Origin of the sequence: Pedobacter cryoconitis, assembly GCF_014200595.1 — a bacterium.
In the GTDB taxonomy this organism is placed as follows: Bacteria; Bacteroidota; Bacteroidia; order Sphingobacteriales; family Sphingobacteriaceae; genus Pedobacter; species Pedobacter cryoconitis_C.
On the sequence record NZ_JACHCG010000001.1, the window covers coordinates 2,290,994 to 2,307,790 of the forward strand.

Below are 16,797 nucleotides of genomic sequence, written 5' to 3' on the forward strand. Positions count from 1 at the left end.
TATATTTTACCTGCAAAAATAGCTGAAATAATGAGAATTGAGGAATCGAGTTTTCATCGTCTGATACACAGCCCCTTATCAACAAGATTCTGTTAGTAAATAGCAGAATTTTTATTAGTTGCGCAAAAAACTATGATATTCACGTGTTAGAATGTTCATAAAGAAATCTTTACAGGAGTAAATTTTTCGCTATTTTTGGGGCTATGAATACGGATAACGGAACACAAGGTCAGGACAGGCAGAACTTTACCTCTTCCAGAAAAAACAGAGTCGGTGCCCCAATGAGTAATATGGGTAAAATACCCCCGCAAGCTATAGATTTAGAAGAAGCTGTGCTTGGTGCACTGATGCTTGAAAAAGATGCACTTTCTACCGTTATCGATATCCTGAAGCCTGATGTTTTTTACGCAGAGGCGCATAAAAAGATATTTGAAGCCATTGCTATTTTATTTCAGAAATCTAAACCTGTAGATATTTTAACCGTAACCTCCGAACTCAGAACATTGGGTACGCTGGAAATGGTAGGTGGTGCTTACTATATTACTAACCTGACTAACCGCGTTGCTTCAGCAGCAAATATTGAATACCACGCCCGTATTATTTCACAAAAATACATTCAGCGTGAACTGATCAGGATTTCATCTGAAATTATTCAAAACGCTTACGAAGATACAACGGATATATTCGACCTGCTGGATAACGCAGAGAAAGGTCTTTTTGATATCGCTCAGAATAACCTCCGCAGGGACACCCAGAAAATGGATGAGATTATTAAACAATCTCTGGCCACGCTCGAAGAATTAAGGACAAAGTCTGACGGATTAACGGGTGTTCCATCTGGCTTCACAGCACTTGACCGGATTACCGGCGGCTGGCAGCCTTCAGATTTAGTCATCATTGCTGCACGTCCGGCGATGGGAAAAACCGCTTTCGTACTAACATGTGCCAGAAATGCAGCCGTTGAATTTAAACGTCCGGTTGTTGTATTCTCCCTGGAGATGTCCTCTGTACAGTTAGTGAATCGTTTAATATCCGGGGAAACAGAGATTGAACAGGAAAAAATCCGTAAAGGAAACTTAGCAGAATGGGAATGGCAGCAGTTGCACAGTAAGATCGGTACGCTGACAGAAGCCCCGCTGTTAATTGATGATACCCCTGCCCTGAATATTTTTGAATTCAGAGCAAAATGCAGAAGATTAAAATCACAATACGATATCCAGATGATCATCATCGATTATTTACAGTTGATGCATGGTAAAGGAGAAGGTCAGAGTGGTGGTGGTAACCGTGAGCAGGAAATTGGTAGTATATCCAGAGCCCTGAAATCGGTAGCTAAAGAATTAAATGTTCCGGTTCTGGCCCTCTCGCAGTTAAGCCGTGCGGTAGAAACCAGGCCGGGAGTAAATGGTAAACGTCCACTGTTATCCGATTTGAGGGAGTCCGGCTCTATTGAGCAGGATGCGGATATGGTACTTTTCCTGTACCGTCCTGAATATTATGGGATCACGGAAGATGAAAGCGGAAGATCTCAGGCTGGTGTTGGTGAAGTTATTATCGCGAAACACAGAAATGGTGAAACCGGTATTGTACCGCTGAGATTTATCGGTAAGTATGTGAAGTTTACCGATCTTGAAGAAGATTTTATGCCACCGAATTCGTTCTCTATGGATAGTCCGGCTGCCGGCATGCTGCCTTCAGCTGATTTTGACCGTCCTTCGGGCAATGTGATTATCAAGCCATCCCGTATGGATGATTTCAATGACGACGATGCCCCATTCTAAAATATAAGCTGATATTACCGGGCTACATAAAGTAGCCCAGTAATATCCCTGCCAATACAATCAGCGGAGGGCTGATCCTGGTAAAGTTCAGGATCAGAAAAGTAACCGCAATGATGACAATCGATAACAGATCAAAGCCAACCGGCTTGACCAGTAATACAAATGCGGCGATAATAAAGCCGACACTCACCGCGTTAATTCCGGATAACGAATGTTTGATCCTGGTGATTTTCTTCAGATCTTCCCAGAACGGAACAATAAACAAGACCAGGATTAATCCAGGAAGATTAATACCCAGAACCCCTACTATCCCACCCAATACCTGTCCATAAGTACTATAACCAAAGTTTTTCATACTGATCGCACCCAGGTAACTCGTAAAAGAGAAAGTTGGCCCGGGTAATGCTTGTTGTAAAGCAAAACCTGATAAGAACTCAGAAGAGCCCAGGTAATGTTTCATTTGAACAAATTCTGTAAACATCAGCGGAACTAAAACCTGCCCGCCACCAAAAATAAAGATCCCGTTACGGTAAAAATTTTCAAAAAGCCTGATCGGCAAACTAAAAGGAGAAGTCCTGTTAATAATTGCACCCAGGGCAGCCAGGAATAATAAAACGCCGAAAAAATAAGCCAGTTTTTTCGGGTTAATGTTCGCAAATAGCTTTACCCTGATCTCACTTTCCTCTTTTGGTGTCTCTAAAGCAGAAGAAATCATTCCTCCAACCAGGATAGCCAGTGGAAAAACATAAGCATTTCTTAATACCAATGTCACAATAACAGCAGAGATTGCTAAAAAAACAGCTGTTTGTGTGACCAGTACTTTTCTGGAAAGCGTGTATGCCCCAAAAGCAACAATACCTAGTGCGATAGGCTGGATATATTTTAAGATCAGTACAAATTGCACCTTATGATCGAACTGGGCAAAACTAATGGCTGCAAAAGTCATAATTGCTGCCGATGGAATAATCCAGATCAGAAAAGTAATCAGCGCCAGCTTTAATCCGCCAACCTTATGTGCAATCCCAACCAGGGTCTGCGTGGAAGCCGGCCCGGGTAAGATTTGTGCGAGCGCATTCAGCTCCAGTAAATCTTCTTCAGAAATATAATGAGTTTGCTTCACAAAATACTTTAGCAAAAGAGAGATATGTGCCTGAGCACCACCAAATGCTGTAAATGTGAAAAGAAAGACATCTTTAACAAACAGGAGTTGTCGTTTTTCCATCCCGTTCATTAATCGTCCTCATAATCCAGACCTGCCGCCATGTTATAAGCGCCCTGCAATTCTGAGAAAGCATGTCCATCGCCCTTTTCTCTGGCCCTTTTCATACCGAGCTGATAAATCTCCACAGCCTTATCGGTCTGCTCCTGTTTTTGATATAATTTACCTAAATGATAATAAGTTCCAACATAAGACGGATGATCCTCCACTAATTTATGATAATAATGAAAGGCTTGTTCAGTATCATTTAACGAGTTATACTCTGTTGCCAGTGCATATAAGATAAATGGATCATTCGGTTCTGTTGCTAAAAAAGATAATAACTTGTTTAATCGGGTACTTTGCATTTTAAATCCCTGCTTTTTTAATTAGATTTGCAAAAAGACATTTTTTTGAAATCGTTATATTTAGACACTGATAAAAACCAATAACAGTAGATAATGGCTTCATCAATTTAAAAAACAACTTATTCATATGAAAATATTAGTTTGTATCAGTAACGTGCCCGACACAACGACAAAAATAACTTTTACTAATGATAATACCCAATTCAATACTGCGGGAGTTACGTTTATCGTAAATCCGTATGATGAAATTGCATTATCAAGAGCGATTGAACTTTGTGCTGGCGGAAAGGGGACAGTAACAGTAATTAATGTTGGAGAAAGTGCTACTGAACCAACAATCAGAAAAGCATTGGCCATTGGTGCCGATGACGCTGTCAGAATTGATGCAGCTCCGCGTGATGCTTATTTCACAGCTTTTCAGATCGCTGAATATGCTAAAGAAGGTAATTTTGATATGATCCTTACCGGTCGTGAGTCAATTGATTATAACGGTGCGCAGGTAGCTGCAATGGTAGGTGGCTTTTTAGATATCCCATCTATCTCTATTATCAAAAAATTAGACTATGACGGAACTACTGCAACTCTGGAAAGAGAAATTGAAGGTGGTAAAGAAGTAGTAACCGTAACTGGTAAATTTGTAGCCAGCTGTGCTGAAGGCGTAGCGGTTCCAACTATCCCAACCATGAGAGGTATCATGTCAGCAAGATCAAAACCATTAGTAGTAGTTGCTGCACAGCCAATTGAAGAAGTAATTAAAGTAGTACAGTTTGAAACCCCTCCTGCCCGCGGAACCGTAAAGTTGATTCCGGCAGAAGAAGCTGCCAGCCTGATCAGCCTGCTGCATACCGAAGCTAAAGTAATCTAAGGTCTGTTTTAAAAAATTAAGTATAAAAATCTAAGCGAAAAAATATGTCAGTTTTAGTATATGTAGAACAAGTCGACGGTAAGTTTAAGAAATCCGTATTTGAAGCGGTTTCTTATGCAAAAGCCATTGCAGATAAAACAGGGACTAGCCTTACCGCAGTATCTATCGGTAACGTTGCAGATAGCGAATTACAAGAATTAGGTAAATATGGTGCTGCCAAAGTATTAAACGTGGCGAGCGCAGAATTAAAGAATTTCGTAAACCAGGCCTATGCTGCTGTCATTGCAGAAGCTGCTCAGAAAGAAAGTGCTGAAGTTATTGTACTTTCCAATTCCTTTACAGGAAAAGGGCTTGCACCACGTGTAGCTGTTAAATTAAAAGCAGGTTTAGTTGATGGTGCTGTAGAGCTTCCACAATTAGATGGCGGTAAGTTTTTAGTTAAAAAAGGCGCTTTCTCCGGAAAAGCATTCGCTGTTGCTGAGCTGATTTCAGCAAACAAAGTTATCGCATTGAATCCAAACGCTTTCGGCGTTAAAGAATCACCTGTTACTGCAACAATCGAAGCCTTCTCTCCTGCTGTTCAGCCTACTGACCTTGCAGCAATTGTTAAAGAAATCGTAAGAGCTACAGATAAAGTTTCTCTGCCTGATGCTGAACTGGTTGTTTCTGCGGGAAGAGGTCTTAAAGGACCGGAAAACTGGGGTATGATCGAAGAATTAGCAGGATTGCTAGGTGCAGCTACAGCTTGCTCTAAACCAGTTTCGGATGCAGACTGGAGACCACACTCAGAACACGTTGGTCAGACTGGTATTGCAATCAGTCCAAATTTGTATATTGCTATAGGTATATCGGGAGCTATTCAGCATTTAGCCGGAGTAAGTTCTTCTAAAGTAATTGTAGTCATCAATAAAGATCCGGAAGCTCCTTTCTTTAAAGTTGCTGATTATGGAATCGTTGGAGATGCCTTTGAGGTTGTTCCTAAATTAATTGAGGCTCTAAAAGCACATCAAGCTTAATATTAATATCAGGCGGAGATGAAAGTTTCCGCCGGATATTCATAAATATGAAAAAAGTAAAACTAGATATTGTTGGCTTATCCTATAGCCAAACCCAATCCGGAGCCTACGCACTGGTACTTGGAGAAGTAAACGGCAGAAGACGTTTGCCTATCATCATAGGTGCATTCGAAGCTCAGGCTATTGCAATTGAGATTGAAAAAATGACCCCAAGCAGGCCATTGACGCATGATCTATTCAAAACATTTGCGCAGACTTATAAAATTGAAATCAAAGAAATTCTAATCTACAACCTGGTAGATGGTGTCTTCTTCGCTAAACTGATCTGTACAGACGGTGAAAGAACGGAAGAAATTGATGCCAGAACATCAGATGCGATTGCACTGGCTGTTCGTTTCAATTCCTCAATTTACACTTACGAATTTATTTTATCCTCCGCAGGTATCGTTATCGAAGGTAACGACTTTGTTTTTCTCGAAAACATGGATAACCTGAATAAGGAACATGGACAGGACGATATTGATACGTCAATACCTGGAACTGGCTTTGGAAGCCTTAGCGTTGAGGAACTTAATCAAAAACTTCAGGAAGCTATTGCGGAGGAAGCCTATGAAAAAGCGGCCCGCATCAGAGATGAACTGAACAAAAGAAATTCATCCCAATAGTTATTATTTGCAAGTTTATACACATCTTTATTTTTTCTACCCAAATTTTTTTATTTGAATATTTTTTATGGAGCGTTTTCACGGAGTAATTGGCGTCATTTTTATACTGGGCCTGGCTTATCTTTGTTCTAACAACAAGAAAAAGATTAATTTTAGACTAGTAGCAAGTGGCCTCACGCTTCAGATAGTCATCGCAATTCTTGTATTGAGAGTTGCTCCAGTTCAGCACTTCTTTGAATTCCTTGGAAAAGGAATGCAGAAAATCGAGCAGTTTGCTAAAGTAGGTGTTGATTTTGTTTATGGTGGTGTTGCCGTTATTGGTTTTGATGGTAAAACACATGCTTATGCTGCCCCTGAAAGTTTCATTTTTGCTTTTAATGTGACGGCCACAATCATCCTGGTTTGTGTGCTGGTAGCTATATTTTATCATTTCGGTATCATGCAGCGTATCGTTTCTGTAATTGCCAAAGGAATGAACTTTATTATGCGTGTCAGTGGCGCTGAAGCTTTAAGTAACGTAGCCAGTGCTTTTGTTGGCCAGGTTGAAGCTCAGGTCATGATCAAACCTTATCTTAAGGGAATGACAAAAAGTGAACTGCTGGCTTCTATGAGTGGTAGTTTAGCTTGTATTGCGGGTGGTATCCTGATTGTTTATGCCAATATGGGTGCCCAGGCCGGAATGAACCTTGCCCCAAAACTAATTATGGCCAGTTTAATGGCAGCTCCCGGAGCTTTGATTATTTCCAAGATAGTTTTCCCTGAAACAGAAGTTTCGCAGACTATGGGTAAAGTAAAGCTTGAAGTTAAAAGCGAATATACGAACCTGATTGATGCCATTTCACATGGTGCAGGAGAAGGTTTTAAGATTGCAATGAACGTAATTGCGATGTTAATCGGCTTTATTGCCTTAATCGCTTTAGTAGATTATACATTAGTTAACATTGGTCACCTTTTCAATCCAGACTTTAATTTATCTCTGGACTGGATCTTTGGCAGATTATTCTATCCATTTGCCTGGTCAATGGGTATTCCTGATGTAGATGTAAGCAATGCAGCTACCCTGCTTGGTCAAAAATTAACTGTGAATGAATTCCTTGCTTTCAAAAACCTGACAACTAAAGCAGTTCCTATTGTTACTGAAAAAGGTGTACTGATTATCAGTATCGCTATTTGCGGTTTTGCGAATTTCAGCAGCGTCGGTATGCAGATTGGTGGAATCGGAGAATTGGCTCCGGAACGTCGTGCAGATTTAGCTAAATTAGGTTTAAAAGCGTTAATGTGCGGAACATTGGCATCTTATCTTTCTGCTTCTATTGCAGGTGTATTAATGTAAAATATTATATATATGTCAGGAGCTTATCGTCATGAAAAAAACTGTCTGAATTGTGGTTACCTTGTTGAAAAACATTATTGCACTCAGTGCGGGCAACCAAATCTCGAATTGAAAGAACCTTTCTGGGGCTTTATTTCACATAGTATAGGACACTATTTTCACTTCGATTCTAAATTTTTTCATACGCTTATTCCGCTGCTAACTAAACCAGGGCAACTTACATTGGATTATCTCGCAGGTAAAAGAGCGAGATATATCCATCCTGTCAGTCTCTATATTTTTGTCTCGATTGTTTACTTTCTGATTGTTCCACATGCACTTGAATATGGACATCACCAGGAAAGCCCGGCTACTGAAAAAGCAGCCTTGGTAAAAGACAGTATGCCGCTTAGTAACGACGATCTTGAAGTTGTTCCCGAAATACTTGCAGGCCAGATCTTCAAAGCACAATACCGGACACTTAGTTTTAAAACACAGCAACTTATTCTGGACAGTTTGAATAAAGCCTATGCGAAGTCCCCATCTCCAGCTTTAGAGAAAAAAATAGGTAATTTCAGTGCTATTCATAACGAGAAATTGGACAGCACTTTTGAAGCTTACAGTATCAGGCAGAAAGCTTTACCTCAAGCTGAGCAGGATAACTGGATCACCAGACAATTTAAAAAGAAACAAATTTATATTAACCAGAAGAAAGCCAAAGATCACTGGGATATTAAAGAAGAAGTTAAGAAATATCAGCCTAAGCAATTCTTCCTCTTAATGCCACTACTAGCTTTCTTTATCATGTTGAATTTCAGAAAAAACAGGATCTATTACATTGATCATTTGATTTTTACAATTCATGGAATGACCGCCTTCTTTATCATCTCATCGATTGCCGTTCCTCTTAAGCAATATGTATTTGGAGAAAATTCGGTAATTAGTTCAATTATTGGATTGGCAGTAGTTGCAGGTATTGTATGGTATTTATATACCGGCCTGAAATTATTTTATAATAGGTCTGTCTATATGACTATTAAGAAGACGATTACTGTAATTATTTTATATTATGTCACCTTCGCTTTGTCCGAACGAGCCATTGAAACTGTTATTAAGTATTTAATCGCCTAGTCTTTTTTACATTTCTTTATTAGGTTTTACATTGGATAACCTGTAATTTGCCCGTCTTGCGAATTATTAATTATATCAGTTAAAATTTTAACAGAAAAATGAAAACAACAGAATTTGCTATAATTGGATTAGGTGGTGTTGGTGGTTATTTCGGATTTAAACTTGCTCAGCAATACGCAACAGACAGCGCAGCCAATATTACTTTTATTGCCCGTGAAAAGACTTACGAAATTGTCAGAGAAAAGGGACTTACCCTGCTTTCTGCCGAAAGCGAGGATCCTATAGCCAGACCTCATCAAATTTTAAAAGAAGTAGCTGAACTAAATGATATTGATGTATTCGTCATCTGTGTCAAAGAATACGATCTGGAAAACATCTGCAATCAATTAAAAGATAAAATCAAAAGTGATACGATCATTCTGCCTTTAATGAATGGGGTTGATATCTATGAAAGAATACGCAAAATAATAACCAATGGAATTGTATTGCCTTCGTGCGTTTATGTAGCCTCACATATTAAAGAAAAAGGAATAGTTGAGCATAAAGGAAATCCTGGTAAAATCATTGCAGGAAAAGACCCTGAGCATCCGGAATTCGATCCTCAAAGTATTGTTGAGCTGTTTAAGAAAGCTTCAATTGATATTGATTACAAAGTTGATTCATTCCCGGCCATCTGGTCTAAATACTTTTTCATCGCAAGTTTCGGACTGGTTTCTGCCAGGTATAACAAGTCCATCGGACAGGTTAACGAAGAGGAAGAATTACACCAGAGAGCTTTAAAAGTGATGCAGGAAATACAGGCCATCGCACTCAGAAAAGAGATTGATCTTCCCGAAAACATCATTGAACAAACCTTTCAGAAAGCAGCCTCCTTCCCTTTTCAAACACCAACTTCTTTGCAACTGGATGTACAGTCAGGAAAAGAGCACACGGAACTTGAATTATTTGCAGGGGCAATTATAGCCTATGGACAAGCCCTGGGTATCCCTGTTCCGGAAACCACTGAGATATACAATGAAATCAAAAACGGAATGCTGGTTTAGCTTCTGTTTTTGAAATAATTCAGGCCAAATAAAGTAAGTGAACAACCTATTAAACCAGAAAGTACGGTAGATGAAAAGCCTTTAGTTAATAAAAGCCACGCATCACCAAGGATAAGAATGAGTAATAAAATTGAAATGATTTTAATTCCATTCTTTTTAAAGAAATCTGCCATAGTTATTTTTGAAGAATTGCAAACTTAAATATTTTTTGTCACCTAAGTGGTGGTGAGATTCAAAATGAAGAGATTTCCTATTGAAATCTCTTCATTTTATGCCAGCATTTCCTGTAGCAGATCAAATAAAGTCAGGTTCTTGGCACAACCAAAATAATTATGGTCCAAAATCAGGTAAATCGTCTTTTTCGAAATCCCATCATTGGTTACAATTCTAAGCGGCTGGCATAACAAACCCAGATTTTTCACAAAATTACGCTGATAACTTTCATCAAAACCTACATAAACTTCCTCTATATCTCCCAGTGAGATCTTCAAATCTATATCCTGATCATCACCCCGAACCAATAATCCATGTTCGGTTAAAACTAAAACCCCGGTATGATCATGTACCGGAGGAACACCTGTAAACTGGGCAGCAATGTTGTTAATCCCTGTTTTTGATTCCAGTTCATAATCATAACTCCATAATACTCTTGCGTCTAATAAATTCATTGCTTAAAATTGAGATGCTCGTTAGGGTTGCAAAATTAGCATTTTATTGATTAATTAAGCCTACCTTCACCAACATGATGGCGATTTGCCATATATTTTCCCACCCCGCTCCTTGCAAAACACCTTCAATACGCTAATCGATAGTTTTATAGACAATAAGGTAGGCATTACAGAAAATTTTTTAAGCGTGGCTTTAGCCGCACAACTCAAAGAAAACCTGTATGGCCTTTACCAGGATAAATTACTGCTATCCGCAGGCACAGGAAACGAAACTATAGTCTCTCATGATCAGCTGGTGAGAAGTGACAAAATCTACTGGCTGGATAGAAAGCATGACAATATTCACGAAAACAGCTTTTTTGATTTGATGGATAGTTTTGTCAGTTATCTGAACAGTACCTGTTATACCGGCATTACTGATTATGAATTCCATTATACACTATACGAAGAAGGGAGCTTTTATAAAAAACATCTCGATCAGTTCAAGAACAATGATAGCAGACAGTATTCAATGATCATTTATTTAAATGCAGGCTGGCAGGAAAATGATGGCGGAGAACTTTGTATTCACCATTCGGATAGTTTGCAGAAAATATCACCTGATAATGGCAAAAGTGTTTTCTTCAAAAGCAGTGAACTCGTACATGAAGTTTTAATCACGCATAAACCGAGACTAAGTATAACCGGCTGGTTGAAAATTAATTAAAAACGTTTAAATTGCTGCGTTAATACGACGCAATGAAACTCATTTTCAACCTCTGTTTACTGCTGGCATTTTGCCTGCGGGCCAATGCCCAGGAATTCACCTATAACCAGGGAGGAACTTCTGCTAAAAACTATTACGAAGAGATTCCCTATCAAACGATAAATGGCAAGATGTTCATCCAGGTGGAACTGCATGGCAAAAAGCATAAATTCTTATTTGATACCGGTGCACCGGTAGCGATCAGCCCGCAACTGGTTACGCTGCTAAAAGCCAAATTTCTGGATGAAGACACACTTTCGGATGTCAACGGCGTTACCGATACTATGGGAGTTGTGCAAATCCCCCGGATTAAAATTGGTAAAGTCCGGTTTGATCATATTCCTGCAATTACACTTTTCCCTGATTTTTACAGATGCTGGGGTATAGACGGCGTAATAGGAAGTAATATTCTCCGCAATTCCATTGTGAGTATCGATGGAAAAAAGCAGGTTATCATTCTGACCGATCAGCTGGAAAAATTAAAACTGAATGATAGCTATGGTTCTCAGATGATTACCAATACAAGTTATCAAAGTAACCCGATCATTAAAATCCAGCTAAAAGATAATATTACAGTCGATCTGGGATTCGATACTGGTGACAATGAATTCCTGCGGATCTCTGAAGAGCTGGTAAGCCAGCTACCTGATTCTGGCGTTTATGAAATTCTGGCCAAAGGTTATGGAGCCAATACAATAGGTGGACTGGGCTTGCAGCAAAGTGCTGAAAAATACCTGTTGAGACTTCCCCAGATAAAAATAGGTAACGGATTGTTTAACAATACCATTATGGAAACCAATAAAAGCGGCACTTCAGCTATAGGATCAAAAATTCTGCTGTATGGAATTGTCACGTTAGATTTTATTCACAGTAAATTCTACTTTAATAGTATAAAAAAGGACAATGAGGTCAGAGAGAAACAATGGCCATTTGTGCCTACAGTAATTAATGACCGGCTTGCTATTGGCGTAGTCTGGGATAAATATAAAAACGAAGTAAAACCCGGGCAACGTATCATGGCCATTGATGACGTAGATTATTCTAATGTTACCCTATGTGACATGCTAAACCGTCCGCATATCCTGGCAGGTAAAGAAACAGCCAATATTACCGTTAAAGATGAGCAGGGGAACCTGCAAAAAATACAGATCAGTAAGCTGCACTATTAAATTCCGGCTACCCGGTTAAACATAAAAAATCCCCGTTAAAATTATTAACGGGGATTTTGACACTATCCTCTTTGCTGAAACTTAAGGTATTTCTCAGCTCAGGGTGTAAATACTATCGTTTTTCTATTTCAACAAAAGCTCTGTTCGTGTGTCCAACATAAATTTGACGCGGACGGCCGATAGGCTCTTTATTTTCGTGCATTTCTTTCCACTGTGCAATCCATCCCGGTAAACGGCCAAGGGCAAATAATACAGTAAACATATCTGTAGGGAAACCTAAAGCTCTGTAGATAATACCTGAGTAAAAATCAACATTAGGGTATAATTTACGCTCTACAAAATAAGGATCACTTAAAGCTGCTTCTTCCAGTTTTTTAGCAATTTCAAGCACAGGATCATTGATACCTAATTTCTCCAGGATATCATCACATGCTTTTTTGATAATCTTAGCGCGTGGATCAAAGTTTTTATATACCCTGTGTCCAAATCCCATCATACGGAAAGGATCATTTTTATCTTTTGCTTTATTGATCCATTTCTCGGTATCTCCACCATCTTCTTTGATCAGTTCAAGCATTTCAATTACAGCCTGGTTAGCACCACCATGAAGCGGGCCCCATAAAGCATCAATACCAGCAGAAACTGAAGCGTATAAATTACAATCTGAAGAGCCTACCATTCTTACTGTAGATGCAGAACAGTTTTGCTCATGATCAGCATGTAAAATCAATAAAGTATTCATTGCTTTCACTACTACCGGGTCAATTTCAACCTCTTCTGTACGCTGACCGAAAGTCATGTTCAGGTAGTTACTTACATAATCATATTTATTTTTTGGATAGATCAGCGGATGACCTAAAGATTTTTTATAGATAAATGATACAATTGTTGGGAACTTAGCCAGCAATTTGATCATCGTAAGGTTCATTGTTTCAGGCGAAGAATTAGCATTCAACGACTCAGGATAAAATGTTGACAATGAACATACCAATGAAGCTAACTGAGCCATTGGGTGAGATTTCGAAGGATAGCCGTCCAGGAATTTTTTCATATCCTCATGGATCAGCGTATGCTTGGTGATTTGAGATTGAAAATCTTCAAGCGCTTTAGCTGTTGGCAGATCGCCGTAGATCAGCAGAAAAGCAACTTCAAGAAAAGTAGATTTCTCCGCCAGCTCCTCAATTGCATAACCTCTGTATTTCAAGACTCCTTTTTCACCATCTAAAAAGGTAATTGCACTTTTTGTAGATCCTGTGTTTTTGTAGCCTAAGTCCAGGGTAATGTGTCCTGTTAAATCCCTTAATTTTGAAATATCAATTGACTTTTCACCCTCGGTACCAGTTACAATGGGAAATTCATATACTTTACCATCGATCTTAATTTCTGCAATATCTGACATATATCTTCTAATTTATAAATAACAAATTTAACTATTCTAATGAAATAGCCTACATACAATGATAACAAAGCTGTTAAATAATTGTTAACCGCGGGTCATCATTAAGTAAGAATTGAGCTTATTTCTTTGCTTTAATCACTTCCAGCACTGCGCCGCAAGTCAACATTTCTTTTCCATAATATGGATTGCTGATCTTTTTCTCTGAAGACAACCAATCTCCCCCATCACCATTATTGGCCATCGGGCAATGTTGTACATAAATAGATCCTTGTGTAATATCAGCATGTTTAAAGAGTGCAATTACATCAGAACTCAACGCAGTGAATTCTTTACGCTGGATCTTAATATCCTCAGTACCTGCAATTTTCTCTGCAATCAAAGCTGTATTTTCACAGCCTTCATAAGCTTTAAGGGAAGTGGCCAGATCAAGCGCAGTCTGGTGGGCAGCTGCTGCATTACCGGCAACCAGCGAATTTTTCAGGCTGATATAGCCCTTATATATACTTTCCGATTTAGGATCAGCAAGCTTAACATCATTCACCTCTGCCGCCTGACCGGCAGCAGCTGTGCTGTCTGTTACAGCAGTTTCATTTTTCACGGCACCAGTACAAGCCATCAAAGTTGATAAAACTGCCATTCCAATATATTTCTTCATCAATTTCGTTTTTTGCTCAAAATACTATTTTAATTTTAAATACTTAAAAAACCACAGGATAAATGAACTGCTTTTCATAAATATTGCAATTAGTTGAGAAGTGAGCCTGTACGAAATTATAAAATAAGATCAATTAAGATCTGAGTTTACCCCTGCAACACAGGAGCATAAATTTAAGTAAGTGAAAACATATCTTCATTTTATAGCCGAATGAGATTAATAGTTAAAAAATAGTTATCAAGAGGTAAAACGTATGATAACTATATAATGCTACAGTGCTTTGCAACAATATTTTTTAAGCTATAGGGGTATCACCTGCCCGATGCGTCTTAGTTGTGAATTTAAATCAAACATGAGCACACCTAATTTCAGAAATTTTACCAGATTAACCCTACTCTCCTCTTTTTTATTCATCAGTCTTAAAAATAACAGTACACAGGCACAAACCAGTTTAAAATCTGCACCCCTGCAAAAAGGCGGGTCAAAAACATTAAATGGAAGAATAACAGATCAGGCTACTGGCGAAACATTGATTGGTGTAAGTATTACTACAAAAAATATAAAAACTGGTACTACAACAAATAACTACGGCTATTTCAGTCTCACGATTCCCACAGATACCGCCACTTTCCGTATCTCTTATATAGGTTATCAAACTATAGATACCCTGATTAACTTAGCAGTAAAAAGTACGGTTGCTTTTCGGCTGAAGCCTCTGCAAAACGAATTAAATACTGTTATTATTAAAGGGGCTAACAGCACGCCTATTCAAAATACTTCTCAAATGGGCAAAATTAACCTGCCCATCAGCCAGATTCAGGCCTTACCCAGGTTTTTTGGCGAACCTGATTTATTCAAAGCCCTGCAAACACTCCCCGGCGTACAACAAGGAAGTGAAGGTACCAGTGCAATGCTGGTCCGCGGAGGTTCGCAGGATCAAAATCTGATTTTACTGGATGGCGCTCCTTTATATAACCCGTCCCATTTATTAGGGATATTTTCAGCCTTCAACACCTATGCTATTAAAAATGTAGATCTCTACAAAGGTGCTTTCCCGGCCCGTTATGGAGGCCGCTTATCTTCAGTTGTTGATATCTCGATGAATGATGGCAATATGAACAAAGTGCATGGGCAATTTACCTTAGGGCTGCTCGCCTCACAATTAACCGTTGAAGGGCCATTGAAAAAAGATAAAACCTCTTTTATCATTTCCGGCCGCAGAACTTATCACGACTTGATTATTTCCCCGATATTAAAAAGCAGCCAGCGGGATGTAGAAAAATTTCAATTGTACTTTTATGATCTCAATGCTAAAATTCACCATAAATTCTCCGATCAGGACCACCTGTATTTAAGTTTTTACAACGGTCAGGATAAGTTAAGAACAAAAGTAAAACAAGCAAGCAGTGATGATGGCGCTACTGCTCTGGGTGATTTTGGTTTAGGCTGGCGTAACCTGACAGGTGCAGCAAGATGGAATCATATTTTTTCCAATAAGCTATTCGCAAATACAACCCTGACCACCTCGCAATACAAATTTAATACGTCCATGACCTCCTCAATTTTTGGTTCAAAAGAGAATCTGAACTCAGATGACATCCTGAACATTAATTCAGGAATTACGGATTATACGGCAAAAATAGATTTTGATTATCAGCCATCACCTGCGCATAGTATTAAAATGGGGCTTTCTTCTACCCTGCATACCTTTACTCCCGGTACCAGTCTTTCCAAACAGTCTTTCAATAATGAAACTTTAAAAGACGAAAACCTGGGTAGTAAAATTAAAGCAACTGAACTGGATTTATATGCAGAAGATGACTGGACGATCACTGATAAACTAAAAGCAAATATAGGCCTGCATGCAAGCGGATTTAATGTACAGGGGAAATTCTACACTTCCCTGCAACCACGCATCAGTGCACGTTATTTATTACCAGGAGACTGGGCACTCAAAGCATCTTATGCAAAGATGACCCAGTATATGCACCTGTTAGCCAGCAATTCTATTTCCCTGCCTACCGATCTTTGGGTTCCTGCAACAAATAAAGTACTTCCACAGCAATCCAATCAATTTTCGTTGGGTGTATCCCGTAATATTTTTAATGATCAGTTCGAATTCTCTGCCGAAAGTTATTATAAGACAATGAATAATATCATTGAATATAAAGACGGCGCAGACTATGTAGTAACCAGCGAGCATAATGACTGGGAAAACAAAATTACCACTGGTAAAGGTAAGGCCTATGGACTGGAACTATTCCTTCAGAAAAAAACAGGCCGCTTAACCGGCTGGGCCAGCTATGCACTCGCCTGGACAAACCGCAGCCTGCCAGAGATCAACCAGGGAAAAACTTATCCTTATAAATATGATCGCAGGAATACGCTTAACCTGGTCGGGGTTTATAAGTTAAAACCAGGAATTGAACTTTCTGCAACTTTTGTCTATCAGAGCGCATCTCCTTTCACCATGCCTACCACACAGTTTGAAGGAGTCAGCCCCGGACAGGATCAGCAAGAAAGAACTAAAAAAATTGATTATATCGAATCCAGAAATAATGTCCGTATACAACCCACACATAGATTAGATGTTGGCATCAGCTTTATCAAACTCAAAGAAAGCGGTAAAGTCCGTACCTGGAATGTCAGTATATACAACGTTTATAACAGGCAGAATTTATTCTATTTCAAGGTCAACGACTACAAAGGCAATACTGCTAACCTGACCGGAAATAGCTTGTTGCCAATCATGCCAAGTGTCTCTTATAGTCTTAAATTTTAA

General features: G+C 39.0%; 16 protein-coding genes. 10 read left to right on the plus strand and 6 right to left on the minus strand.

What is annotated here, in order from left to right:
- The first annotated feature begins 203 nt into the window (after positions 1–203).
- On the plus strand, positions 204–1,781 hold the full coding sequence (gene dnaB / locus HDE70_RS09555; RefSeq protein ID WP_183867017.1) for a replicative DNA helicase: 1,578 nt from the start codon (positions 204–206) through the stop codon (positions 1,779–1,781).
- Positions 1,782–1,803: 22 nt separating this feature from the next.
- On the opposite strand, the gene chrA is transcribed toward dnaB, so the two are convergent.
- Both chrA and HDE70_RS09565 read right to left on the minus strand, forming a co-directional pair.
- Complete coding sequence (gene chrA / locus HDE70_RS09560) at positions 1,804–3,003, minus strand: chromate efflux transporter (protein ID WP_183889600.1); 1,200 nt, start codon at positions 3,001–3,003, stop codon at positions 1,804–1,806.
- Positions 3,004–3,011: 8 nt separating this feature from the next.
- Entirely contained in the window at positions 3,012–3,347 is a 336-nt protein-coding gene (locus tag HDE70_RS09565) for a tetratricopeptide repeat protein (protein ID WP_183867015.1), read from the minus strand.
- 127 nt (positions 3,348–3,474) lie between these two features.
- On the opposite strand from HDE70_RS09565, the gene HDE70_RS09570 reads away from it, so the two are divergent.
- The 6 genes from HDE70_RS09570 to HDE70_RS09595 all read left to right on the plus strand — a co-directional run bounded on the left by HDE70_RS09570 (position 3,475) and on the right by HDE70_RS09595 (position 9,379).
- Positions 3,475–4,212: an electron transfer flavoprotein subunit beta/FixA family protein gene (locus HDE70_RS09570; RefSeq protein WP_183867014.1), complete on the plus strand. Its 738-nt coding sequence runs from the start codon at positions 3,475–3,477 to the stop codon at positions 4,210–4,212.
- A 44-nt stretch (positions 4,213–4,256) separates the two neighbouring features.
- The gene (locus HDE70_RS09575) at positions 4,257–5,228 is read left to right on the plus strand and encodes an electron transfer flavoprotein subunit alpha/FixB family protein (RefSeq protein ID WP_183889602.1); all 972 of its coding nucleotides are present in this window, start codon (positions 4,257–4,259) and stop codon (positions 5,226–5,228) included.
- A gap of 47 nt (positions 5,229–5,275) precedes the next feature.
- Complete coding sequence (locus tag HDE70_RS09580; RefSeq protein ID WP_183867012.1) at positions 5,276–5,893, plus strand: bifunctional nuclease family protein; 618 nt, start codon at positions 5,276–5,278, stop codon at positions 5,891–5,893.
- Positions 5,894–5,960: 67 nt separating this feature from the next.
- On the plus strand, positions 5,961–7,226 hold the full coding sequence (locus HDE70_RS09585; RefSeq protein WP_183889604.1) for a NupC/NupG family nucleoside CNT transporter: 1,266 nt from the start codon (positions 5,961–5,963) through the stop codon (positions 7,224–7,226).
- 12 nt (positions 7,227–7,238) lie between these two features.
- Complete coding sequence (locus HDE70_RS09590) at positions 7,239–8,336, plus strand: DUF3667 domain-containing protein (RefSeq protein ID WP_183889606.1); 1,098 nt, start codon at positions 7,239–7,241, stop codon at positions 8,334–8,336.
- Between the two features lie 98 nt (positions 8,337–8,434).
- A complete protein-coding gene (locus HDE70_RS09595) occupies positions 8,435–9,379 on the plus strand; it encodes a ketopantoate reductase family protein (protein WP_183889609.1) in 945 nt (314 codons plus the stop codon).
- On the opposite strand, the gene HDE70_RS09600 is transcribed toward HDE70_RS09595, so the two are convergent.
- Both HDE70_RS09600 and HDE70_RS09605 read right to left on the minus strand, forming a co-directional pair.
- Positions 9,376–9,552 (minus strand): hypothetical protein, encoded by a 177-nt coding sequence (locus tag HDE70_RS09600; RefSeq protein ID WP_183867008.1) that lies wholly within the window; start codon positions 9,550–9,552, stop codon positions 9,376–9,378. The genes HDE70_RS09595 and HDE70_RS09600 overlap by 4 nt on opposite strands.
- A 96-nt stretch (positions 9,553–9,648) precedes the next feature.
- Entirely contained in the window at positions 9,649–10,047 is a 399-nt protein-coding gene (locus HDE70_RS09605) for a hypothetical protein (RefSeq protein ID WP_183867007.1), read from the minus strand.
- Positions 10,048–10,159: 112 nt separating this feature from the next.
- On the opposite strand from HDE70_RS09605, the gene HDE70_RS09610 reads away from it, so the two are divergent.
- On the plus strand, positions 10,160–10,753 hold the full coding sequence (locus tag HDE70_RS09610) for a 2OG-Fe(II) oxygenase (RefSeq protein WP_183867006.1): 594 nt from the start codon (positions 10,160–10,162) through the stop codon (positions 10,751–10,753).
- A gap of 32 nt (positions 10,754–10,785) precedes the next feature.
- On the plus strand, positions 10,786–11,961 hold the full coding sequence (locus HDE70_RS09615; protein ID WP_183889611.1) for a retropepsin-like aspartic protease: 1,176 nt from the start codon (positions 10,786–10,788) through the stop codon (positions 11,959–11,961).
- A 112-nt stretch (positions 11,962–12,073) separates the two neighbouring features.
- On the opposite strand, the gene HDE70_RS09620 is transcribed toward HDE70_RS09615, so the two are convergent.
- Positions 12,074–13,360, minus strand: coding sequence for a citrate synthase (locus HDE70_RS09620; RefSeq protein WP_183867004.1), 1,287 nt, complete (start codon positions 13,358–13,360; stop codon positions 12,074–12,076).
- Between the two features lie 118 nt (positions 13,361–13,478).
- Entirely contained in the window at positions 13,479–14,015 is a 537-nt protein-coding gene (locus tag HDE70_RS09625) for a DUF3347 domain-containing protein (protein ID WP_183867003.1), read from the minus strand.
- 352 nt (positions 14,016–14,367) lie between these two features.
- Here HDE70_RS09625 and HDE70_RS09630 point away from each other — a divergent pair, with 352 nt between their 5' ends.
- Positions 14,368–16,797, plus strand: coding sequence for a TonB-dependent receptor (locus HDE70_RS09630; protein WP_183889613.1), 2,430 nt, complete (start codon positions 14,368–14,370; stop codon positions 16,795–16,797).

Excerpts from the sequence above, each read along its gene's own strand:
- HDE70_RS09575 (WP_183889602.1), top strand. The coding sequence starts at position 4,257 with ATGTCAGTTTTAGTATATGTAGAACAAGTCGACGGTAAGTTTAAGAAA.
- HDE70_RS09630 (WP_183889613.1), top strand. The coding sequence starts at position 14,368 with ATGAGCACACCTAATTTCAGAAATTTTACCAGATTAACCCTACTCTCC.
- HDE70_RS09585 (WP_183889604.1), top strand. The coding sequence starts at position 5,961 with ATGGAGCGTTTTCACGGAGTAATTGGCGTCATTTTTATACTGGGCCTG.
- HDE70_RS09590 (WP_183889606.1), top strand. The coding sequence starts at position 7,239 with ATGTCAGGAGCTTATCGTCATGAAAAAAACTGTCTGAATTGTGGTTAC.
- HDE70_RS09595 (WP_183889609.1), top strand. The coding sequence starts at position 8,435 with ATGAAAACAACAGAATTTGCTATAATTGGATTAGGTGGTGTTGGTGGT.
- HDE70_RS09580 (WP_183867012.1), top strand. The coding sequence starts at position 5,276 with ATGAAAAAAGTAAAACTAGATATTGTTGGCTTATCCTATAGCCAAACC.
- HDE70_RS09565 (WP_183867015.1), bottom strand. The coding sequence starts at position 3,347 with ATGCAAAGTACCCGATTAAACAAGTTATTATCTTTTTTAGCAACAGAA.
- HDE70_RS09600 (WP_183867008.1), bottom strand. The coding sequence starts at position 9,552 with ATGGCAGATTTCTTTAAAAAGAATGGAATTAAAATCATTTCAATTTTA.
- HDE70_RS09615 (WP_183889611.1), top strand. The coding sequence starts at position 10,786 with ATGAAACTCATTTTCAACCTCTGTTTACTGCTGGCATTTTGCCTGCGG.
- HDE70_RS09605 (WP_183867007.1), bottom strand. The coding sequence starts at position 10,047 with ATGAATTTATTAGACGCAAGAGTATTATGGAGTTATGATTATGAACTG.
- chrA (WP_183889600.1), bottom strand. The coding sequence starts at position 3,003 with ATGGAAAAACGACAACTCCTGTTTGTTAAAGATGTCTTTCTTTTCACA.
- HDE70_RS09620 (WP_183867004.1), bottom strand. The coding sequence starts at position 13,360 with ATGTCAGATATTGCAGAAATTAAGATCGATGGTAAAGTATATGAATTT.
- HDE70_RS09625 (WP_183867003.1), bottom strand. The coding sequence starts at position 14,015 with ATGAAGAAATATATTGGAATGGCAGTTTTATCAACTTTGATGGCTTGT.
- dnaB (WP_183867017.1), top strand. The coding sequence starts at position 204 with ATGAATACGGATAACGGAACACAAGGTCAGGACAGGCAGAACTTTACC.
- HDE70_RS09570 (WP_183867014.1), top strand. The coding sequence starts at position 3,475 with ATGAAAATATTAGTTTGTATCAGTAACGTGCCCGACACAACGACAAAA.